General features: G+C 48.0%; 21 protein-coding genes and 1 pseudogene. 21 read left to right on the forward strand and 1 reads right to left on the reverse strand.

The annotated features are described in order from the left end of the window. The first annotated feature begins 8 nt into the window (after nucleotides 1-8). Nucleotides 9-1,385, forward strand: a complete 1,377-nt coding sequence (locus tag H8S80_RS27620; protein ID WP_117620973.1) for an ATP-binding protein — start codon at nucleotides 9-11, stop codon at nucleotides 1,383-1,385. Nucleotides 1,386-1,459: 74 nt separating this feature from the next. After that, nucleotides 1,460-1,582, forward strand: a pseudogene (locus H8S80_RS34440) (SpoIVB peptidase S55 domain-containing protein); the annotation flags it as partial. Nucleotides 1,583-1,661: 79 nt separating this feature from the next. Here H8S80_RS34440 and H8S80_RS27630 read toward each other — a convergent pair. Then, complete coding sequence (locus H8S80_RS27630) at nucleotides 1,662-2,486, reverse strand: DeoR/GlpR family DNA-binding transcription regulator (RefSeq protein WP_117620972.1); 825 nt, start codon at nucleotides 2,484-2,486, stop codon at nucleotides 1,662-1,664. Between the two features lie 509 nt (nucleotides 2,487-2,995). Here H8S80_RS27630 and H8S80_RS27635 point away from each other — a divergent pair. From H8S80_RS27635 to H8S80_RS27725, 19 genes are all read left to right on the forward strand, one after another. Next, complete coding sequence (locus H8S80_RS27635; protein ID WP_117620971.1) at nucleotides 2,996-4,123, forward strand: iron-containing alcohol dehydrogenase family protein; 1,128 nt, start codon at nucleotides 2,996-2,998, stop codon at nucleotides 4,121-4,123. 15 nt (nucleotides 4,124-4,138) lie between these two features. Continuing rightward, nucleotides 4,139-4,975 (forward strand): transketolase, encoded by an 837-nt coding sequence (locus tag H8S80_RS27640; protein WP_117620970.1) that lies wholly within the window; start codon nucleotides 4,139-4,141, stop codon nucleotides 4,973-4,975. Next, nucleotides 4,972-5,937, forward strand: a complete 966-nt coding sequence (locus tag H8S80_RS27645) for a transketolase family protein (RefSeq protein ID WP_117620969.1) — start codon at nucleotides 4,972-4,974, stop codon at nucleotides 5,935-5,937. The genes H8S80_RS27640 and H8S80_RS27645 overlap by 4 nt, the downstream gene beginning before the upstream one ends. A 1-nt stretch (nucleotide 5,938) precedes the next feature. Continuing rightward, entirely contained in the window at nucleotides 5,939-6,823 is an 885-nt protein-coding gene (locus tag H8S80_RS27650) for a class II fructose-bisphosphate aldolase (protein WP_117620968.1), read from the forward strand. 18 nt (nucleotides 6,824-6,841) lie between these two features. Continuing rightward, nucleotides 6,842-7,474 (forward strand): RpiB/LacA/LacB family sugar-phosphate isomerase, encoded by a 633-nt coding sequence (locus tag H8S80_RS27655; protein WP_055656439.1) that lies wholly within the window; start codon nucleotides 6,842-6,844, stop codon nucleotides 7,472-7,474. A 27-nt stretch (nucleotides 7,475-7,501) separates the two neighbouring features. Next, the gene (locus H8S80_RS27660; protein WP_117631043.1) at nucleotides 7,502-7,933 is read left to right on the forward strand and encodes a PTS sugar transporter subunit IIA; all 432 of its coding nucleotides are present in this window, start codon (nucleotides 7,502-7,504) and stop codon (nucleotides 7,931-7,933) included. Between the two features lie 14 nt (nucleotides 7,934-7,947). Continuing rightward, nucleotides 7,948-8,445: a PTS sugar transporter subunit IIB gene (locus tag H8S80_RS27665; protein WP_055656435.1), complete on the forward strand. Its 498-nt coding sequence runs from the start codon at nucleotides 7,948-7,950 to the stop codon at nucleotides 8,443-8,445. 21 nt (nucleotides 8,446-8,466) lie between these two features. Further along, nucleotides 8,467-9,261, forward strand: a complete 795-nt coding sequence (locus H8S80_RS27670; RefSeq protein ID WP_055656433.1) for a PTS mannose/fructose/sorbose/N-acetylgalactosamine transporter subunit IIC — start codon at nucleotides 8,467-8,469, stop codon at nucleotides 9,259-9,261. After that, nucleotides 9,258-10,085 (forward strand): PTS system mannose/fructose/sorbose family transporter subunit IID, encoded by an 828-nt coding sequence (locus tag H8S80_RS27675; RefSeq protein WP_055656431.1) that lies wholly within the window; start codon nucleotides 9,258-9,260, stop codon nucleotides 10,083-10,085. Before H8S80_RS27670 ends, H8S80_RS27675 begins: the two co-directional genes overlap by 4 nt. A 437-nt stretch (nucleotides 10,086-10,522) precedes the next feature. Then, nucleotides 10,523-11,326, forward strand: a complete 804-nt coding sequence (spo0A, locus tag H8S80_RS27680; protein ID WP_002600991.1) for a sporulation transcription factor Spo0A — start codon at nucleotides 10,523-10,525, stop codon at nucleotides 11,324-11,326. A gap of 103 nt (nucleotides 11,327-11,429) precedes the next feature. Beyond that, on the forward strand, nucleotides 11,430-12,875 hold the full coding sequence (glgA, locus tag H8S80_RS27685; RefSeq protein WP_117631041.1) for a glycogen synthase GlgA: 1,446 nt from the start codon (nucleotides 11,430-11,432) through the stop codon (nucleotides 12,873-12,875). A gap of 29 nt (nucleotides 12,876-12,904) precedes the next feature. Continuing rightward, nucleotides 12,905-13,474 carry an HD domain-containing protein gene (locus H8S80_RS27690; protein WP_117631039.1) on the forward strand — a complete coding sequence of 190 codons (570 nt, stop codon included), beginning with the start codon at nucleotides 12,905-12,907 and terminating at the stop codon, nucleotides 13,472-13,474. Nucleotides 13,475-13,517: 43 nt separating this feature from the next. Beyond that, nucleotides 13,518-13,976, forward strand: a complete 459-nt coding sequence (locus tag H8S80_RS27695; protein WP_002600988.1) for a divergent PAP2 family protein — start codon at nucleotides 13,518-13,520, stop codon at nucleotides 13,974-13,976. Between the two features lie 111 nt (nucleotides 13,977-14,087). Beyond that, nucleotides 14,088-14,651, forward strand: coding sequence for a putative ABC transporter permease (locus H8S80_RS27700; protein WP_117631063.1), 564 nt, complete (start codon nucleotides 14,088-14,090; stop codon nucleotides 14,649-14,651). A gap of 157 nt (nucleotides 14,652-14,808) precedes the next feature. Next, the gene (locus tag H8S80_RS27705) at nucleotides 14,809-15,414 is read left to right on the forward strand and encodes a Maf family protein (RefSeq protein ID WP_117631061.1); all 606 of its coding nucleotides are present in this window, start codon (nucleotides 14,809-14,811) and stop codon (nucleotides 15,412-15,414) included. Continuing rightward, the gene (locus H8S80_RS27710) at nucleotides 15,411-16,196 is read left to right on the forward strand and encodes an HAD family hydrolase (RefSeq protein ID WP_002600985.1); all 786 of its coding nucleotides are present in this window, start codon (nucleotides 15,411-15,413) and stop codon (nucleotides 16,194-16,196) included. Before H8S80_RS27705 ends, H8S80_RS27710 begins: the two co-directional genes overlap by 4 nt. A 55-nt stretch (nucleotides 16,197-16,251) precedes the next feature. After that, nucleotides 16,252-17,406, forward strand: coding sequence for an exonuclease SbcCD subunit D (locus H8S80_RS27715; RefSeq protein ID WP_117631037.1), 1,155 nt, complete (start codon nucleotides 16,252-16,254; stop codon nucleotides 17,404-17,406). Continuing rightward, a complete protein-coding gene (locus H8S80_RS27720) occupies nucleotides 17,403-19,676 on the forward strand; it encodes an AAA family ATPase (protein WP_117631035.1) in 2,274 nt (757 codons plus the stop codon). Before H8S80_RS27715 ends, H8S80_RS27720 begins: the two co-directional genes overlap by 4 nt. A 51-nt stretch (nucleotides 19,677-19,727) precedes the next feature. Then, a complete protein-coding gene (locus H8S80_RS27725; RefSeq protein WP_117620961.1) occupies nucleotides 19,728-20,702 on the forward strand; it encodes a peptidylprolyl isomerase in 975 nt (324 codons plus the stop codon). Nucleotides 20,703-20,728 lie beyond the last annotated feature (26 nt).

Genomic DNA, 20,728 nt, shown 5'->3' on the forward strand with positions numbered 1-20,728 from the left:
GGGATATAATGCCGGAGCATCAGACAATCGAGTGGAAAGAATCATGGCATAACGAATATTTGGAATGGATTTGTGGTTATGCTAATGCTAATGGCGGTATTTTGTATATTGGTATGGATGATCTTGGACATGTAAAAGGTATTAAGGATTCGAAAAAGTTGTTGGAGAAGATACCGAGTCAAGTAACGGATACAATGGGGATCGTTGTAGATATAAATCTTCGTTTTGAGGGTGATTTAGAGTATTTAGAAATAATTGTAGATAAATACCCTTCTCTTATCAGTTATCATGGAAAGTATTTTTACCGTTCAGGGAGTACAATGCGTACTATTACGGGGAAAGAGTTGGATAGGGCTATCCTGAAGGCTCAGGGAAGAACATGGGATGGTATGCCGATACCGAAACTTAAAATTGAGGATTTGAGCCAAACCGCTATCAAACTTTTCAAGAAAAAGGCAATTGAGAGAGGTAGGCTGACGGAAGAAGAAACTAAAGTCACAGACAAAGTGTTGCTAGAAAATCTGCATCTTTTTGACGATGACGATTATCTCACCAGGGCAGCTATGCTTGCTTTTTATGACGATCCTGAAAAATGGGTGACTGGTTCCTATATCAAAATTGGTTTTTTCGGAAATTCTGATTCTGATCTGCAATATCAAGATGAAGTGCATGGCGCTCTGATTGAACAGGTGGATAAGACTTTGGACTTGATTTATACAAAATATATGAAAGCTCTCATCACCTACCGGGATATTCAGCGGATAGAGCAATTCATGTTCCATCGTAACGCCACAAGGGAGATTTTGTTGAATGCTGTGGTTCATAAGGACTATAGTAGTTGTAATCCAATACAGATTAGCATTTATGAAGATCGAATGTATATCTGGAATGATGGTGAAATGCCAGAAGAAGTTAATTCAACTGAGAAGCTGTTTCAGAAACATTCATCAAAACCATATAACCCCAAATTGGCAAATGTGTTCTTTAAGAGTGGCTTGATAGAGGCATGGGGGCGCGGTTTTGATAAGATACGGGAGGCATGTGAATCCTATGGTGGTCCATTACCGGAGTATGAGATATCAAAAAGTGGTATTATGGTTTTATGTAAAGCATGTAATTCTTATTTGCAACTGCTAAACGGAGTTCTTGGACAAAGCGAACAAGAACATGGACAAGAAAATGAGCAAGATATTACAAACAAAATTTTACAGTTCTGTAAAGAACCGAAAACAGTAAAAGAAATCATGAACAAGTTTAGTATTCCTAATCGGTCTTATTTAAAACGACATTATATGAACCAAATGATAGAGGAAGGGCTGTTGAAGATGACAATCCCTGAACAGCCAAGAAATAGAAATCAAAGATATTATTCGTCGGTTTCTTGAACATGGTGAACAAGAAATGAACAAGAAAGTGATTAAGAAAATATTAAAAATGTTGTCCCTATATTGACTCACTCGTGTCAGGCTCGCCAATTATCCAGGATGGGAAGCTGATTGGGGCGGTGACTCATGTGTTTATTCAGGATAGTACGAGAGGGTATGGGATCTTTATTGAGAATATGCTGGAGGCGGCAGAATAATAGGAACAAAATATGTAACATGCAAAAATCGAGGATGCCGCTCTGAGCTTCCTCGATCTTTGCGTATATTTAAGAAGTTTTATATGCCGTTCCGTCTTCCCATATTCTTATCCCAGTACTCCAGACTCTTCACGGATTCGGGATCATCCGCGTAGACAAGGTGAATATTATGCTCTGCGATCTGTTCCAGAATCTCCGCCGGTGGCTCGGGATGCGTTGTGATAATACAGTGTATCTGTGAGGCACTCCCAAAGATAAACATCCGGTTTCTGTGAAAGCTCTGACTGGAAGTGACAAGAATCACCTGCCTTGCGACCTGAATCATTGCCTGCTTTACACCTACTTCAATATTTAAGGAAGCAGTCAGGTTTAAATCACTTGAAATACCGGTGGTGCCGATGAACACCTTATCAGGTCTGATCTGATAAAATATCTTTTCCGCCTCCGGACCGACGGTACACATACTGCGGCTGAGCACCTGGCCTCCTGCGAGAAATATAGTATGGTGGCTTTGCTCCAGTGCCATGGCGGCCCGGATAGAATTGGTAACGATATTGACCGGTGGTAAGGATTTGATTTCGTTGGCGATCATATACGTAGTGGTCCCGGAATCAAGAGCTATGGCATCATCTGGATGAATCAGCGTGGCGGCTGCCTTGGCAATCAGTTTTTTGTCCTGTTCATTAAACGCTTCACGAAGACTGAAGGGGATTTGATTGTTTTCATATTGATAGGGTAGCGAAACGCTGCCATGCTGCCTGGAGACAAGTTCCTTTGCCTCCAGATTGGCTACGTCTTTTCTTATCGTTACCAGCGAAACACCCAATGTACTGGACAGTTCAGACAGGGATATGGACCCGGTTTGCTGCAGAGCCTGCAGAATATATTTTTCTCGGCTGTTCATAAGTTATTTATTTTCCTTTCTTACTCTGATCTTTTTCGATTAACAACTAAAGTTATCTCGTATTTTCAATTCAATCTTTCAATTATTAATTCACTTCTTTTCATATCCCATATATAAACACAAGAAATGAAATAAGTATACTTTCTAATATTATTATTTCTTCTATTTAATTTTAGAATACATGATTTTTGTAAAAAACACAAGAGAAAAACGAAAAAAAAGTAAGATAAAAGTTTCGATTGCAAACTAATATCCAAAGATATTAGTGAAAATGATGGTATGTATTTGAAAAAGAAAAGAAAATGCAGGAAAAATAACAAAAAACGATTAAAGCGAAATGTAAAAAGCAAATAAAAATACATAAATAATTTACAAACGTGTAAAAATAACTAAAAATATAGCGATAAAATGAATGAAAATTGACAAAAAGTAAAAAAACAGCTAAGATAAAGTCAAGAAAAGAAACTAACAAACAGAAAAAAGAAATAAAAACGAAAGAAAGGAAAATAATGGAAAATCAGAACTCAAGTTTTCAATACTGGATGCCCGTCAGGATTCTTTTCACAGAAGCGGAACCGGATATCAGAGAAGAAATCGCAGGAGAATCCATAGTCATAGTGACCGATCCATTTCTCTATGAATCGGGGGTAGCCGGGCGGACAGGGGACAGACTGGGAAATGCAGACGTTTCCTATTTTTCAAAGGTTGAGCCGAATCCATCGACAGATACAGTGAATGCATGTGCGGCTATGATCCGGGAGCATGAAGCAAAAACCGTAATTGGAATCGGAGGCGGAAGCAGTATGGATACAGCCAAAGCGGCGGCCTGTCTGGCGTCATCCGGCGGTGTGATCGGAGACTATGCAGGAAAGGGGAAAAGCTTCGGAAAACGAACCGTTCGTCTGATTCTGATTCCTACTACAGCGGGAACGGGCAGCGAGGTCACTAATGTGGGGGTCTATACCGATTCGGAGACGGGAGAAAAGAGACCGGTGGTCTGTCCGGAATTTTATGCCGATCTTGCCGTAATTCATCCGAAATATACTTATACTATGCCACGCAGCGTGACGGCGAATACGGGCATGGATGCATTCTGCCATGCTATAGAAGCCTATTGGAATTTAAACAGCCAGCCGATCAGTGACTCCTTTGCTGTACAGGCGATGAAGCTGATTCTCGATAATCTGCTTACAGCGTACCGCTTGCCGGAAGATGGAGCTGCACGGGAGAATTTATGTACTGCCAGCCTTCTGGCGGGACTTGCATTCGGGCAGACACGGACTACGGGTGCACATGTGCTGAGCTATCCGCTGACAGCAAGATACCACGTTCCTCATGGAACCGGATGTGCCATTACTCTGCCGGCTTTTATACGGATCAGCGTTGAGAAGGCGGGAAAGAAGATGCAGACGCTGGCGGAGGCATTGGGATATATCGATGTGGAAGCTTTGGCAGATGGTGTATGTGATCTTATGAGATCATTGGAGATGCCGGTCGCTTTGAGGGAAATCGGGGCGAAGGCAGAGGAACTTTCAGGCATCGCGAAAGATGCAATGAATTATTATCCACAGCTTTCGCTGACTCCTGCCTTCATGACAGAAGAGACGGTGTTTGACCTGCTGAAATCGATTTACTGAAAAGGAGTTGTTTCTATGAACTGTGCAGAAAATAAAGAACTGGCACAAAAGGCTAAAGAGATTCGTAAGCTGACGCTTACAAGTATTGCGAAGGTCGGAAAAGGCCATATTGGAGGCGCATTGTCTCTCTGCGAGGTGATGAGTGTCCTGTATTTTAAACATATGAATGTGCGGCCGGCTGATCCGCTGTGGGACGACCGGGACCGGTTCGTACTTTCCAAAGGCCATGCGGGACCTGTGGTTTATGCGGCCCTGGTACTGCGGGGGTTTCTTGATCCTTCCGAGCTTGAGACCATGAACCATTTCGGCAGCATGCTTCCAAGCCACTGTGACAGGAAGCTGACCAGAGGCATCGATATGTCGACGGGAAGTCTGGGACAAGGGTTTGCGGCAGCAGCAGGGATGGCACTGGGGGCGAAGCTGGATAAGAAGGACTGTTTTATCTATGCAATCATCGGCGACGGGGAAAGCCAGGAAGGATTAATCTGGGAGACGGCTATGCTTGCAGGAAGCAGAAGACTGGATCATTTTATTGCATTTACCGACTACAATAAGATGCAGATTGACGGATATATCGGGGATGTGAATGATTTGGAGCCTCTGGATAAGAAATGGGAGTCATTCGGATGGCATGTGCAGAGTATTGATGGTCACGATATTGGAGCAATTGATTTCGCCATTGAGACAGCCCGAAAAACAAAGGGAAAGCCGTCCATGATTATCTTAAATACAGCAAAGGGAAAGGGCGCATATTTTGCTGAAAATAAACTGGAGAGCCACAGTATGAATATAACGGAAGAAATGTATGTGAAAGCGCTGGCAGAAATAGAAGGCCGGGAGGTGTGTCTATGATCTATGAGAGAGAAGAAAGACCGCTTAAGGAGGTTTACTCAGACCTTCTTGTGGAGTACGGCAGGAAAGATCCGCGCATCGTAATCGTGGAGGCAGATCTGATGAAAAGCGGTTCTACGGACAAGTTTCAGCAGGAATTCCCGGACCGGACCTTTGATGTGGGAGTCGCAGAGGCCAATATGATCTGCGTAGCTGCAGGGCTGTCACTCATGGGGAAAATACCGTTTACACATACCTTTGCAGTATTTGCTTCCCGACGTTGCTGTGATCAGATAAACCAGAGCGTGGCCTACGCAGGCTGCAATGTAAAAATGTGCGGTTCGGATCCGGGCATCACCACCGAGCTGAACGGCGGCACTCATATGGCCATGGATGACGTGGGAATCATGAGAAGTATTCCGGAAATGACAATCTTTGAACCGGTTGACAGCCGGCAGCTGCGAGCTGTTTTTCCGCAGATTCTTAATCTGGAAACACCTGTTTACATACGGCTGTTCCGTCCCAATGCCACCAGAATTTTTACCGGGGAAGAGACTGACTTTAGACTTGGAAAAGGAATTGTACTAAGAGAAGGAAGTGATGTTACAATTCTGTCGTCCGGAATTATGGTAGCGGAGGCGCTTAAGGCGGCGGAGCTTCTGGAAAAACAGCAGATACGGGCGGAGATAATCAACATCCATACAATAAAGCCTTTGGATACCAGGCTTATTATAGAGAGCGCAGCAAAGACCGGATGTGTGGTGACTGCGGAAAATGGGAGTATTTACAATGGACTTGGCAGCGCTGCAGCGGAATGCCTGGCGGAGCACCTGCCAAGACCGATGAAACGGATCGGAGTGCAGGACTGTTTCGGACAGATTGGCCATGTGGAGGAACTTTTGAATGCATTTCACATGGCAGCCGAAGATATTGCCGCGGCCGCAGCCGAACTGGTAAGAAACAAGGAAAAGGGAGGATTGTAATATGTTTGTTTCAATGAAAGAAATGCTGAACCATGCCCATGAAAATAAATATGCAGTGATGGCGGTAAACTGTGTAAATATGGAGCAGGTTAAGGCATGTGTGGAGAGTGCTGAGGAGGAGTGTTCGCCGATTATCTTAAATATTTCTCCGAGACAGATGAGAGAGCACGGACACAGCTATGTACTCACGCCCATGGTGCGTTCCATAGCGGAACGTGCGGCGGTACCGGTGGCTTTTAACCTGGATCATGGAGCCGCATATCAGGATTTTGTGACGGCCCTGCAGTCTGGTTTTTCCAGCGTCATGATTGATGCCTCATCCTGCGATTTTGAGGAGAATGTCAGGCGTACACAGATGATTGCAGCACTGGCCCACGGATGCGGTAAATCCTGTGAAGCGGAGCTTGGCCATGTGGGCAATGCGGACGCGGGTGATGATTCCAACAGTGATTATTATACCAATCAGGAACAGGCCAGGGAATTTGTGAAGCGGACCCACTGCGACTGTCTGGCAGTCGCCATAGGTACGGCCCATGGAAGTTATCCGAAGGGGATGATTCCAAAGCTGGATTTTGAGCGTCTTACTCTGCTTGCCAATACGCTTGACATCCCCCTGGTGCTGCACGGAGGCAGCGGAGCAGGGGAAGAGAATATCAGAAAAGCGGTTGCCTGCGGAATTAACAAGATCAATGTAAATACAGATGTCATGGCTCATGCGGTAGCAGAGACAGGCCGGGCTCTGAAAGAGAATCCGGAATATGGTTATATGGATCTGTGTATGCGCTGTGAAGATGCCATGAAAGATTTTATTAAGAGTTATATGCGTATGATTGGCTCCAGCATGCGTTATACCTTTGGGAGCACGGCGGGAGCGGAATTCGACTGACCGAAAGGAGACGGCAATATGAAAATTGCTTTAATTAATGAGAGCAGCCAGGTATCGAAAAACAGACTGATCTTTGAGACACTGAAGGAAACGGTAGAACCTCTTGGGCACGAGGCATTTAATTATGGTATGAGTGAGGATGATCCGGACTATGCGATCAGCTATGTGGAAGCGGGATTATTGGCAGCGATTCTGCTGAACAGCCAAACGGCAGACTTTGTCATCACAGGGTGCGGAACGGGGGAGGGCGCCTGTCTGGCCTCCAATATCTATCCGAATGTGTACTGTGGCTATGTGAAGGAATCTGCCGACGCTTTTCTGTTTACACAGATTAACAGTGGAAATGCCATTTCCATGCCGTTTGCTAAAGATTTTGGATGGTGTGCGGATCTGAATCTGAAATACGTGTTCCGTGAACTGTTTTCCTGCCGCCACGGAATCGGATATCCGCCTGAGCGGGGAGCGGTTCAGAGACAGTTCCGGGAATGCTTCGAGATGGTTAAGGGGCAGGTGTCAAAAGATATGATGACGGTCTTAAAGGAGGTGGATAGAGATATCCTTGAAAATACGGTCAGCGGAAAGAATTTTAAAAGTCAGTATTTTGTCCATACACCAGATTCGGAAATCCGGCGCTACATCGCTTTGATTTAATCGTACGAGGAGAAAGGAGGTGTGTGAGTGAGACATATACTGATTGCAACACATGGCCGCATAGCCAGTGGATTAAAATCGGCGCTGAAACTGTTTCTGAATAAAGCGGATGATATTACAGTTATCGATGCATATGTTGGGGAGGCAGATGAGAACTATGAGCGTGATTTAGAGTTGTTTCTCGGTGAGATGCAGGAGGGGGATGAGGCATACATATTTACAGATATCAAAGCCGGGAGCGTAAATCAGAAGGTGATGGCCGTCTTAGACGGTTTCGATAAGCGGACGGTTCTTGTTACCAATATTAATCTGCCGCTTCTCGTCGGCCTTCTGGTGGAGGACGATGTGAAGACACTGGAAGAAATAAAGGCTATGATAGAGATGGCTCAGCCGGAGGTCATATCGCTTGAAGAGCTGAAGAAAAATCACGTATTCACAACAGAAAAAGACTTTTTTTAGGAGGAGGTAAGACAATGATACCATCGTTAAGGATTGATGACCGTCTGATTCACGGTCAGATCGCGCTGGTCTGGAGCAAAGCTTTCGGAACCAACCGAATTGTGGTGGCGAATGACAAGGCGGTGACAGATGAAGTGACGAACGTGTCGCTGCAGATGGCGGTTCCGACAGGAATCAAGCTTTTAATCAAGACCGTGGATGATGCGGTTAAACTGTTCCATGATCCGAGAGCGGCGGAGAGCAGTATTTTCGTATTAACAAACTGTATTGCTGATGCAGTGAAAATCGTAAAGGCCTGTCCGGGCATGATACAGTCGGTAAATGTGGCAAACGTCGGCAGGTTTGATACGTCACCGTCATCGGAGAAACTGGTATTATCAAGTACAATCATTGTGAATAAGGCAGAGCTGGAGGCGCTGAAAGAATTGGCTGCCATGGATATTCCTGCATACCAGCAGGTAATACCAAGTGATGCTAAAAAACCGGTAAAAGACTTGTTAAAGGGGCATTGATCAGAGAGGGGGAAACAGTAAATGGTTTTACGTGCATTTTTAGCAGCATTAGCGTATTTTATCTGTTATGGAGGCAACTGGCTGTTTGCACAGTCCATGACGGAGCGGCCGATCGTGGTCGGATTTATTACGGGTTTATTTTTAGGGGATATTAAGACAGGAATCATTGTGGGAGCCGCGGTCGAGGCGATCTTCATGGGGTCTGTGAATATTGGGGGAAATATTTCGGCAGAGCCCGCAGCTGCGGCAACCTTTGCAGTAGTTATGGCAACTATGGAAAATATCAGCGCGGACGCGGCGCTGGCTTTATCCGTTCCGGTAGGCGTTTTTTCAGCCTTCCTTTTCATGATTATCAACAATGTTTTATATAACTTCACAGCGCCCATTATCGACCGCCTCGCTGAAAAGGGCAACGATAAGGGTCTTATTACCATGAACTTTACCATGTGGTTTATCCGGTTCTTTATCGTGGCTCTATGCATGTTCGCGGGTCTGCTGGCAGGCGGCGCAGCCATCGAAGCCACGATTAACAGTATTCCGGCAGTGGTTCTGACAGGACTTAATACCGCCGGAAAATTCCTCCCGGCAGTGGGGCTTTCAATCCTTATGAAAATGCTTTGGAACAAACAGCTGGCAATCTACTTCTTCCTGGGATTCATTATGGTTGTATATTTAGGACTTCCGCAGGTCGCCATTGCGGCACTGGCAATTATTCTGGTAATTTCGGTTGCATTGCGGGATATGGAGCTTCATAAGCTTCAGGAAACCAGAACAGCCGTAACACCAGTTGACAGAGAGGAGGATTTCTTCGCATGAAACAGAACACAATGTCAAAAGAAGACAGAAAGATGCTGAACTCCATTTTCTGGAGATCCATGTTCTTATCGTCAGGCCGCTGCGGTGGACAGGTGAGAATGCATGCCGTTGGATTTATTAACAGTATTCTGCCGGCTCTTCGGCGCTACTATAAGGATGATCAGGAGGGCTACCGCCAGGCACTGATGCGCCACACTACATATTTTAACATGACACAACACGTGTCCACCTTCTGTATGGGGCTGGTTGCCTCCATGGAGAAGAAAGCATCGGAGGACAGTACCTTTGATACCAGTTCCATTTCCGCGGTAAAGACCTCCCTGATGGGACCAATGTCGGGAATCGGCGATTCGATTTTCTGGGGAGTCCTGCGGCTTCTGGCCGCGAGTATTGCAATAACTTTTGCTGCCAGTGGTTCGATTCTGGCTCCGATTTCTTTCCTTCTGATCTTTAATGTACCAGCGTTTATCTGTCGGTATTATTTAACCTATAAGGGATTCAGCCTTGGTACAACATTTTTATCGGATATGCAAAAGAGCGGAACAATACAGATCCTTACAAAGGCCGCCAGTATTTTGGGCCTTGTTATGATCGGAGCGATGGTGGCATCTACAGTTACCTTTAAGTGTGCGCTTGCCATTCCCGTAGAGAATGCCGATCCAATTACGGTTCAGACGTATCTGGATTCTATCTTCAAGGGACTGGTACCTCTGTCACTGACTCTGGGCTGCTTATATGCGCAGATGAAGAAAATCAATATTAATATAATCATGCTTCTGGTTCTGGCACTCGCTATGATTCTGGCTTTGTTGGGGGTTGTTTAAAAACCGCCTGCCAAATCGAGGCTCTGCAAGACAGGCTCCTCTCTCAACATAAATAAACAATTATTTAACACAGAATGGCAAAGGTTCCCGAATTACTGGGCCTTTGCCGTTTTAATGTCAGAAATAAATCTTAATACCTTTCAAAAAGCACCATAATATGGTAGAATATTCCGATAATCACGAAAGAAGGTTTTTCCCGACACCGAGCCACAAATTTCAACATTTACATAAAAATGAAGTCTGTCGGATTTTGTGACCAGGCCTGGATTTGGATCGAAGGGTGATTATTTCACTTCGGGGGCCATCGGAGGAAAATGTGGGAAAAACGCCCGCCTTTTGTCGAAAAATGCGACAGAATTCCATTGCGGCAATTCGGGGGCAAGTCTATAATGGCTTTACACTAATCATTCAATCAACAAGAAAGGGAGAGTAGGAAGATGTCGGAAATCAGTATTGCAATAGCGGACGATAACCTGCAGACGCTCAGTCTGCTAAACGATATATTGGAGGGAGAGGAGGATTTCCATGTCGTCGGGAAGGCGGATAATGGAGAAGATGCTTACAACATGATTGTAAAAACGAGCCCTGATGTTGTCTTATTGGATGTCATTATGCCGAGAATGGACGGAATTACGGTGATGGAGCGCGTGCGCGGCAATGCAGCACTGACTAAGATGCCGTCGTTTATTATGGTAACAGCGGCCGGAAGTGAGAATATTACCGAAGATGCGTTCCGCATGGGCGCCAATTATTACATCATGAAGCCTTTCAATAAAGATATTGTTGTCGATAAAGTCAGAAGAGTCGGACACAGGAAAGCGAAAACACCGGGACTTTCAGGCATGAAGAAGGTCAAGCCATATGTGAACAAGAATGAGTACATGGAACAGAATCTGGAAAATGACGTGACTCAAATGCTTCATGAAATCGGCATCCCGGCTCATATCAAAGGATATCAGTACTTAAGGGATGCCATTGTTATCTCTGTACAGGACCAGGAAATGTTAACCAGTGTTACCAAAATCCTTTATCCATCCATAGCCAAGAAGCATCAGACAACGCCGAGCCGTGTGGAGCGTGCGATCCGCCATGCCATCGAGGTTGCGTGGAGCCGGGGCAAGATGGATACGATCAATGATCTCTTCGGATATACCGTCAGCACCGGAAAAGGCAAGCCGACAAACTCCGAATTTATCGCCCTTATTGCGGATAAAATAAGACTGGATTACAAAAAACTTTAGAAAATCTATCACAAATATACTTCCTTATTTAATCAAAATGCAGTATACTATAAGACAAAGAGTGGCGCCCTCAGGGGTGACTGTAAATGAGGGAGGTTTTTTGATGAAGAAGATTTTATTCGTTGCATCGGAGGCAGTACCTTTTATTAAAACCGGTGGACTTGCTGATGTAGTAGGTTCCCTTCCCAAATGTTTTGATAAGGAATATTTTGATGTCAGGGTTATGATTCCCAAGTATCTGTGTATGAAGGAGTCGTGGAGAAACGACATGGAGTATGTAAACCATTTTTACATGGATTACATGGGACAGAGCAGATACGTTGGAATTCTTCAATACGTATACGAGGGAATTACTTTTTACTTTATTGATAATGAAGGCTATTTTAACGGTCCAAAGCCATACGGCGACTGGTACTGTGATTTGGAAAAATTCTGCTTTTTCTCAAGGGCGGCTTTGTCGGCACTTCCGGTTATTGGATTTCAGCCGGATGTGGTACACTGCCATGACTGGCAGACGGCGCTTATACCTGTCCTGTTAAAAGACCGGTTCCATGACGGAGAGTTCTTCCGCAGCATGAAGTCGGTTATCACCATCCACAACTTAAAGTTCCAGGGAGTGTGGGATGTCATGACGATCAAGAGGCTGACAGGCCTCCCGGATTACTACTTTACACCAGATAAACTTGAAGCATACAAGGATGGCAACCTGTTAAAGGGCGGCATTGTTTACGCCGACGCCATAACCACTGTAAGCGAGACGTATGCCGAGGAGATCAAGATGCCATTCTATGGCGAAGGGCTGGACGGCCTGATGAGGGCGCGTGCAAACAGCCTGCGTGGTATTGTAAACGGCATTGATTACGATGATTTCAATCCAGAGACGGATCCTTACATTGTCCAGAAGTACAATGCAAAGAATTTCCGGAAGGAAAAGATAAAGAACAAACGGGCCCTGCAGGAAGAACTGGGACTGCCCCGGGACGACAGGAAGTTTATGGTCGGCATTGTATCCAGACTGACTGACCAGAAGGGACTCGATTTAATTCAGTGTGTTCTGGATGAACTGTGCCAGGACGATATCCAGCTGGTTGTGCTGGGAACAGGTGAAGAAAAGTATGAGAACATGTTCCGCCATTACGACTGGAAGTATAATGACAAGGTATCCGCGAATATTTTCTATTCCGAGCCGATGTCCCATAAGATTTATGCGGCCTGCGATGCATTTCTGATGCCGTCCTTATTTGAACCGTGCGGTTTGAGCCAGCTGATGTCGCTCCGCTACGGAACCGTCCCGATTGTCCGTGAAACAGGCGGTCTGAAGGATACGGTGGAACCGTATAACGAGTTTGAGAACCGTGGAACCGGATTCTCATTCCAGAATTACAACGCTCATGAGATGCTGGCGGTTATTCGCTATGCAGAGCGGATATACTATGATAAGAAGCGGGAGTGGAATAAGATCATAGACCGCGCCATGGCGACGGATTATTCCTGGAATACTTCGGCTGTCAAGTATCAGGAACTGTATGACTGGCTGATTGGCTATTGAGTTCAGATAAAGAAGGAAGCGGACATAGCATGAAAAACAAGTGTTTTACTCGGGAAGAAAAGGAGGAGGTGCTCCGCTGGGCGGAGGACTCTTCCTGGATCAATCAGGAGCGGTATGAGGATGATGATGCGTATCTTGCGTGTGTAGAGGACATTCTGGAAAATCCTGTGTTTCAATCCATGGATCATTTTATGCAGCATGGGGATACTACCTGTAAGGCGCACTGCATCAAGGTATCTTATTTAAGTTACCGGATCTGCCGCCGCTTTGGATGGGACTATGTACAGACCGCCAGAGCGGGACTTCTGCATGATTTATTCTTATACGACTGGCATACCCATGCGAAGGAGACGGGAGAACACTTTCACGGATTTACCCATCCGCGCAGGGCGTTAGCCAACGCAGAAAAGTACTTTGACTTAACGGATAAGGAAAAGGACATGATTCTGCGCCATATGTGGCCGCTTACCCCGGTTCCGCCAAAGAGCAGGGAAGGGCTGGCCATCATTTACGCGGATAAGTTCTGCGGCCTGGCAGAGACGGCCGCCAGAGTAAAAAGGTGGGTTTTATACAGCCTGAGAGCGGGAAGAACCGCTTAAACCGGCTGGAAGGATCCTCTGATACAAAAAGCAGGAGAAAACCATGACATTTTGGGACGAATTACTGGCAAATCAGGTTCTGATGAGCGCTGTCACCGGCTGGGTGGTAGCTCAGGTACTGAAGACAATCATCGACCTTGCCCTGAATAAAAGCTTTAATCCGGAGCGGCTGGTGGGATCGGGCGGTATGCCCAGCTCCCACTCCGCAACGGTATGTGGAATGACGACCGCCGCCGCCTTGCATTACGGCGTCGGTTCTTTTGAGTTTGCAGTATGTTTTATCCTTTCCATGGTGGTTATGTATGACGCCATGGGAGTCCGCAGGGAGACGGGAAAGCAGGCGAAGCTGTTAAACAGCATACTGCTTGAGAACCCGCTCAAGTTAAGCGGAGAGGTGTTGCAGGAAAAGTTAAAGGAATATGTGGGACATACTCCGCTTCAGGTGGCGGCAGGTGCCATTCTTGGCATTGCTCTCGCCGTTTTCATGGCGCAGTATTATTAAAAAAGTCGGAATATTTCCGTGAATCGTAAGAAAATAATTCTTGATTTCTTAAGATATCCATATTATACTTTAACAAGTTAAAAAACTGTTAAAGTTGGAGGTACAATGGATATGACGATTTACCATACGATTAACTGGTTTTTCGCGTTTAGTTTCATCGGTTACCTTCTGGAATGTACCGTGCTCAGCTATGAGAACCGGAGACCGGTGTTGAACCGTGGATTTGGACATGGCCCGTTTTGTGTCATATATGGCTTTGGAGCGCTGGGGGCCTGCCTGATTCTGGAACCGCTGGCAGGACAGCCTGTGGAACTGTATTTCGCTTCCGTGGTGATGGCAACTTCCATGGAACTTGTGACGGCGCACATTATGATTAAGCTGTTCGGAGCATTCTGGTGGGATTACAGCCAGAAGCCATTCAATTACAAGGGCATTATCTGTCTGGAAAGCAGTATTGCCTGGGGATTTTTAGGATTATTTTTCTTCAAGTTTTTAAATGGGTTTGTAAGCCAGCTGGTGGATGTTGTTCCGATCGGCATGGAACGCCTTGTGGCCTTGGGACTCTTATCCTTCTACGTAGCGGATTTTACATACACCATGCGGTATCAGCTTAAGGCCGCGGAGATGGAAGAAGAGGAAGGCGTGTCAGTCGTGGGGCGCCTGAAAGTATATTGATGGTTGGCGGGATTCGTAAAGGGTCCCGCTTATTTCATTCTTGGAAACGCGCCCAGATGTGAGCGTGGAAACGTGTCCGGTTGTGAGCATACGTGCCGTGCTTATGTGTGAGAATCCGGACGGCCGGGCTTTTAAAACAGAACAGGAGGCAGATAGTTTGACTGAAGACAGAGAGATCGTTCTTGCATCCGCGTCACCGAGGCGCAGGGAACTGTTAGGACAGATAGGAATCGTGCCGGAGATTATTCCCAGCACGCTGGAAGAGAAGATAACGACCGACAGGCCGGAGGATGTTGTAAAGGAGCTGTCGCTTCAAAAGGCCGCTGATGTGGCGAAGCGTTGTGCGAAGGGTACGATTGTGATCGGTGCGGACACGGTGGTGGCCGCGGAAGGCCGGATTCTGGGAAAGCCCAAATCTCATGAGGAGGCGGAGCGCATGATTGCGCTTCTGGCTGGGAAGACCCATCAGGTGTACACGGGAGTGACCATGATCGTATGCGGCCAGGAAGGCAGGGCCCGCAAGACATTTGCGGAGAAGACGGATGTGCATGTCTATCCGATGACGGCTGAGGAGATCCACGAATACGCTTTTTCAGAGGAACCCATGGACAAGGCCGGGGCCTATGGAATTCAGGGAAAATTCGCTTCTTACATCAAAGGGATTGACGGGGATTACAATAATGTAGTAGGATTGCCTGTAGGACGTGTATACCAGGAAATGAAGAGCCTTTTGACGCTCACAGCAAGGAGGAATAACGGATGATTAAACTGATCGTATCCGATATCGACGGCACACTGGTGCCGGATGGAAGCCATGAGATGAACCCGGAGCTTCTCGATGTGATCATGAAAATTAGAGAGAACGGGGTACAGTTTGCGGCTGCCAGCGGCCGTCAGTGGGCCAGCATTGAGTCGATATTCGGACCAATCAAAGAAAAAGTATTTTACTTATCCGACAACGGAGCCTATGTGGGCTGCCATGGCCGGAATTTATTTTTAAATCCCATCGACCGGGAAACGGTGATGGATATGGTGCGCGATGTGCGCCGGATGGAGGGCCTTGAGGTGATGCTCAGCGGCCCTGATGTGGTCTATCTGGAGACGGAGAAGCAGGATTTTATCGACTGGCTGGTGGAGGGATACCAGTTCCGCGTAAAACAGGTGCCGGATTTGACGAAGGTGGACTCCCAGTTCATCAAGGTGTCCATATACCGTGAGACCGAGGTGGAGGAATACACCAGGGAGCTGAGAGAGAAATACAAAGACAGGTTTAAGATTACCATTGCAGGCGATATGTGGATGGACTGCATGAAGCCGGGGATCAACAAGGGACAGGCCGTGAAGCTTTTACAGGACAGCCTGGAGATCAAACCGGAGGAGACGATGGCTTTCGGCGATCAGCTAAATGATATCGAGATGCTGGAACAGGCGTACTACAGCTTTGCCGTAGGAAATGCCAGGCCGGAGGTGAAAGCCACAGCCAGGTTTCAGACGGATACCAATGTGAACGACGGCGTGTTAAAGATTCTGAAGCTTTTGGTATAAGCCCCGTTGGATACGTAAGAATCAGCAGGGAAGTAAGGGACGAAAGGGAACGAGGATGCGATTTATTCATACATCAGACCTCCATATTGGCAAGACCGTCAGTGGATTCTCCATGCTGGAGGAACAGGAAGCGGCACTGAAACAGATCATGGGTTACGTAAAAGAACGGCAGGCAGATGCCGTTCTTTTGAGTGGTGACTTATATGACCGTTCCGTGCCGCCTGCCGCCGCAGTGACCATGTTTGACGCGTTTTTGACCGGATTGTCCGAAATGGGAGTGACGATTCTGGCCATTGCCGGGAATCACGACTGTGGAGAGCGGATCGGATTTGCCAACCGGATTCTGGAAAAGAGGGGGCTCTATCTGGAGGGAAAGCTGGAAGCCCCGGTCCGGTTCGTGGATATCCCCGACCAGTGGGGCTTTGTACGTGTTCATCTGGCTCCGTTTGCAAAGCCTGCGGAGGTTAGATCCCTCTACCGGTGCGAGGGCAGCATGAAGACGTTTGAAGAGAGCTTCGAGGAGATTCTCCGCCATGTGACATACAGTCCCGGAGGAAGGGATATTCTGATGGCTCATCAGTTTGTGGTGAACCAGGGATTGCTGCCGGAGCTCTCCGATTCGGAGACACGGGTGACTGTGGGCGGAACGGATCAGGTGGAGGCGGCATTGTTTCAGCCATTCTGCTATACGGCTCTGGGACATATCCACGGCTGTCAGCAGATCGGGAAGAATCCGGTATACTACAGCGGCTCGCCGGTAAAATACTCTTTTTCCGAGTGCAGTCACCGGAAGTCGGTGCTGTACGGTGAGGTGGGAGAGAACGGGAAGGTTACGCTGGAACGCCTTCCGCTGACGCCGGTCCACGATATGCGAAAGATCAGGGGCCGTCTGGCAGATTTAATTCTCCCGGAGGTTGTGAGCGCGGCGGATCCGGAGGACTATATCCTGGCGGTTTTAACGGATGAGACGGAGCTGCTGGATCCGATCGGAACACTCCGAAGCGTCTATCCCAATATCATGCAGTTAAAATGGGAAAAACGGGCGGTGGAGCAGGACGATACCGTGATCCATGATGATATTATGAAGGAAAAGGGTCCGTATGGACTGTTTGCGGATTTTTACGAGCTTGTTACGGGAAAGACCATGTCAGAAGAGCAGGAAGCCGTGATGAGGGAGACGGCCGAACAGGCAGAGGAGGAGGTTTCATGAAGCCAACAGCGCTTGTTTTGAGCGGATGGGGGCCTTATAAAGGCGTGGAACGGGCAGATTTCGAGGCCATGCAGCGGGGGCTGTTTCTGATCTCAGGACCGACCGGCGCCGGAAAGACCACGATATTTGACGGGATTACCTTTGCCCTTTACGGGGAGGTCAGCGGAAGCATCCGGGAGAAGGACAGCCTGCGGAGCGATTTTGCGGACGCTTCCACACCCACGTATGCGACGCTCACCTTTTCCCATAGAGGAAAGCAATACCGGGTTACCCGAAATCCAAAGTATGACAGACCGAAGCTTAAGGGCGAGGGAATGACCACGGAACTGGAGGGCGGCGAGCTCTACGAAGAAGAGGCGCTTCTGGCCTCGGGGAGCACGCAGGTGACGGAGCGGGTGACGGAACTGCTGGGACTGGATTACCGCCAGTTCCGCCAGATATCCATGATCGCACAGGGGGAATTTCAGCAGCTTCTTGTGTCCAGCTCCAAAGAGAGAACCCAGATATTCCGGGATATTTTCCAGACGCGGATCTACGATACGATGACGGCGCTGCTGTCCTCCAGAGTGAAGGGCCTAAACGGCCGGATCGATGAGGTGAAGCACCGGGCGGACGAGATCACGGGAACGTTCCGCATTGAGAATGGGGACTGGGAGGAACTGAAATCAAAGAAAAACCGGAATTACCGAAAGCTTCTGGGATTTGTGGAACAGGAAAATGAACGGCTGGGGAGCCGGGAGAGAGAACTGGCCTCCCACCTGAGAGAACTGGACCAGACCTATAAGGACCGGGTGAGGGCGATCGAGGAGCTGCGAAGCGGCAACCAGGCGGTCCGAAAGTATGAAAGTGACAGGAAGACCCTGGCAAAGCTGGAAGAGGAGCGGGACTGCTTAAAAGAACAGAAAAAGGAGCTGGCCAGGGCATACGGCCGCCTCCCCGCCCGCCGGGAAAAGCTGGAGGGGAAGAAGGCGGATTTACGCGTGCTGGAGGAGCAGAAAAAGGGGCTTGCCGCATGGAAGGCCGCACGGAGACAGTTGACTGAACGGCAGGAAAAGTATTTAAAGCTCGATGGAGAGGCAAAGGAAAAGAAGCGGATTTACGAATATCAGGATGACTGTTTTAAGAAAGCGGCTGCGGGAATTATTGCAAGGGATCTGGTGGAAGGATTTCCGTGTCCGGTCTGCGGTTCCACTGTCCATCCGGCTCCCGCGTCCATGGAGGGCGAGGTGCCGGACGAGAAACAGATCCGGCGGCTGAAGGCGGACTATGAGGCGGCATTAGAAAAGGCATCGGCGGCCGCGAGCGACGCGGCGGCGCTGGTGGGCGCCGTAAAAAACATGGAAGAAAACCTTGGTTCCATGGATCTATCGGACGGCGGAGAGCGGGCTCTTCTCGAAATCGAGGAAAGGCTCCGCCTGCTGGAAGAAGAGACAAAACAGGAAGAAAAAGAGATCCGGGAGTGTGAAAAGGCCTACCAGGACTGCGCGGTTAAGCTGGAAAAGCAGAAAGCGGCTTATTCCCAGTTAAAGGCGGCCATCCGGGTTCCAAAACAGACGGAGCTGGTGGAGCTATCCGGATTTGAAGCGGCGCTTACGGAATGTGAGAGAGAACGCAGGCAGACGGCCAAGGAAAAGGAACGGACGGGAGCGGCTCTGGCTTTGAACCGGCAGTCGCTGGCCACTCTGAAAGGCCATCTGGAGGAAAAGGAAAAGCTGGAGACAGAGTACAGCGTGGTCCGTGAACTGGAACGGGCGGCCGGGGGATATAATGGCCGGAATCTGGTATTTGAGCAGTACGTCTTATCCGTCTATTTTGAGGACATTCTCCGGGCGGCAAACCGGCGCCTTCTCAAGATGAGCGGGGAGCGGTACGAACTGCACCGGCTGGACAGAACAAGAGACAGGAGAAGTAAGGAGAGCATGGAGATGGAGGTGCTTGACCAGTATACGGGCAAGCGCCGTTCCGTGAAGAGTCTGTCGGGAGGCGAGGCGTTTAACGCTGCGCTGGCACTGGCGCTGGGGACCTCCGATGTGATACAGAGCTACGCGGGAGGCATCCAGGTGGAAGCTCTCTTTGTGGACGAGGGATTTGGCTCTCTCGATGCAGAATCCCTGGAACAGGCGGTGGCGATTCTGACCTCTTTGAGCGGCGGTTCCAGCATGGTTGGAATCATTTCCCATGTGGAAGAATTGAAAGAACAGATCGGCAGCCATATTCTGGTAGAAAAAACGAATCAGGGAAGTAGAATCGTGACAGAAAGTATGGTATAATACTATTCGCATAACACATAGGAGAGTTTTTCATTCATACAGGAGTTGTCCATGAATTTTAAATATAGAAAAAAAGTGAAACAAACGCTGGCCGCTGTTCTGGCCGCCATGCTTCTTACCGGCTGCGCCAAGGGGCTTCCCATGGTCTCAGAGGTAAATGAAACGAAGGCATACACACTTCCGCAGTCCATGATCATTGTGGCGACAGAGCGCAACCGTTACCAGCAGGCATATACCGGCCAGATCTGGAGCGTGGAACTGCCGGATGGGGAGACATTTGAGACGTATCTGCTGGGGCAGGCCCAGGAATTCCTTCAGGAGATGAAATGGATGAATCTTCTGGCAAAGGATAAGGAGATTATCATCACGAGCGCCGAGAAGGAGGAGATCCGGAAGCTGTCGGAGGAGTATTATGAGTCTCTGACCGAGGATGACATCGCGTACATGGGGGTGAAGGAGGACGATGTGCGGACGATGTATGAGGAATACTTCCTTTCCAACAAGGTGGTCAGTGAACTGACAAAGGATATGAATCTGGAGATCAGCGACAGTGAGGCAAAGGTCATAACCATCGACCAGATCGTCCTCTCGGACGGGAATACGGCCCAGGACGTGTTGAATCAGGTGAACGAAGACGGGGCGGACTTCGAAGCCATTGCACGGGAGTATTCAGAGGATAACGAGATTCAAAAACAGCTGGGACGCGGAGAAGCGAGGAAAGCGCTGGAGGATGCGGCATTTTCCCTGACGGCAGGCGAGATCAGCCCGGTGGTGGAGGACAACGGCATGTTCTACATCATCAAATGTGTGAGCGATTACGACGAGGATGCCACACAGGCGAGAAAGGATAACCTGTACCAGCAGAGGAAAAAGGATGCATTCGGACAGATCTACAATCAGTTCAAGACAGAGAATCCGGTTACATTCAGCAACGATATCTGGGATGGAATTAAGTTTTCCATTGACGATAAGACGACGACTACGAATTTTTTTGACTTGTACAGAAAACATTTTCCCAATTCATAATGGGGAAGGAAAGCAGAGGGGCATTC

It is taken from the genome of Hungatella sp. L36 (assembly GCF_014288035.1).

Bases quoted from the DNA above. Each gene is read 5' to 3' on its own strand.
- glgA (WP_117631041.1), top strand. From the start codon at position 11,430: ATGAAGAAGATTTTATTCGTTGCATCGGAGGCAGTACCTTTTATTAAA.
- H8S80_RS27725 (WP_117620961.1), top strand. From the start codon at position 19,728: ATGAATTTTAAATATAGAAAAAAAGTGAAACAAACGCTGGCCGCTGTT.
- H8S80_RS27630 (WP_117620972.1), bottom strand. From the start codon at position 2,486: ATGAACAGCCGAGAAAAATATATTCTGCAGGCTCTGCAGCAAACCGGG.
- H8S80_RS27720 (WP_117631035.1), top strand. From the start codon at position 17,403: ATGAAGCCAACAGCGCTTGTTTTGAGCGGATGGGGGCCTTATAAAGGC.
- H8S80_RS27635 (WP_117620971.1), top strand. From the start codon at position 2,996: ATGGAAAATCAGAACTCAAGTTTTCAATACTGGATGCCCGTCAGGATT.
- H8S80_RS27715 (WP_117631037.1), top strand. From the start codon at position 16,252: ATGCGATTTATTCATACATCAGACCTCCATATTGGCAAGACCGTCAGT.
- H8S80_RS27655 (WP_055656439.1), top strand. From the start codon at position 6,842: ATGAAAATTGCTTTAATTAATGAGAGCAGCCAGGTATCGAAAAACAGA.
- H8S80_RS27670 (WP_055656433.1), top strand. From the start codon at position 8,467: ATGGTTTTACGTGCATTTTTAGCAGCATTAGCGTATTTTATCTGTTAT.
- H8S80_RS27675 (WP_055656431.1), top strand. From the start codon at position 9,258: ATGAAACAGAACACAATGTCAAAAGAAGACAGAAAGATGCTGAACTCC.
- H8S80_RS27620 (WP_117620973.1), top strand. From the start codon at position 9: ATGCCGGAGCATCAGACAATCGAGTGGAAAGAATCATGGCATAACGAA.
- spo0A (WP_002600991.1), top strand. From the start codon at position 10,523: ATGTCGGAAATCAGTATTGCAATAGCGGACGATAACCTGCAGACGCTC.
- H8S80_RS27650 (WP_117620968.1), top strand. From the start codon at position 5,939: ATGTTTGTTTCAATGAAAGAAATGCTGAACCATGCCCATGAAAATAAA.
- H8S80_RS27665 (WP_055656435.1), top strand. From the start codon at position 7,948: ATGATACCATCGTTAAGGATTGATGACCGTCTGATTCACGGTCAGATC.
- H8S80_RS27695 (WP_002600988.1), top strand. From the start codon at position 13,518: ATGACATTTTGGGACGAATTACTGGCAAATCAGGTTCTGATGAGCGCT.
- H8S80_RS27710 (WP_002600985.1), top strand. From the start codon at position 15,411: ATGATTAAACTGATCGTATCCGATATCGACGGCACACTGGTGCCGGAT.
- H8S80_RS27690 (WP_117631039.1), top strand. From the start codon at position 12,905: ATGAAAAACAAGTGTTTTACTCGGGAAGAAAAGGAGGAGGTGCTCCGC.
- H8S80_RS27645 (WP_117620969.1), top strand. From the start codon at position 4,972: ATGATCTATGAGAGAGAAGAAAGACCGCTTAAGGAGGTTTACTCAGAC.
- H8S80_RS27700 (WP_117631063.1), top strand. From the start codon at position 14,088: ATGACGATTTACCATACGATTAACTGGTTTTTCGCGTTTAGTTTCATC.
- H8S80_RS27640 (WP_117620970.1), top strand. From the start codon at position 4,139: ATGAACTGTGCAGAAAATAAAGAACTGGCACAAAAGGCTAAAGAGATT.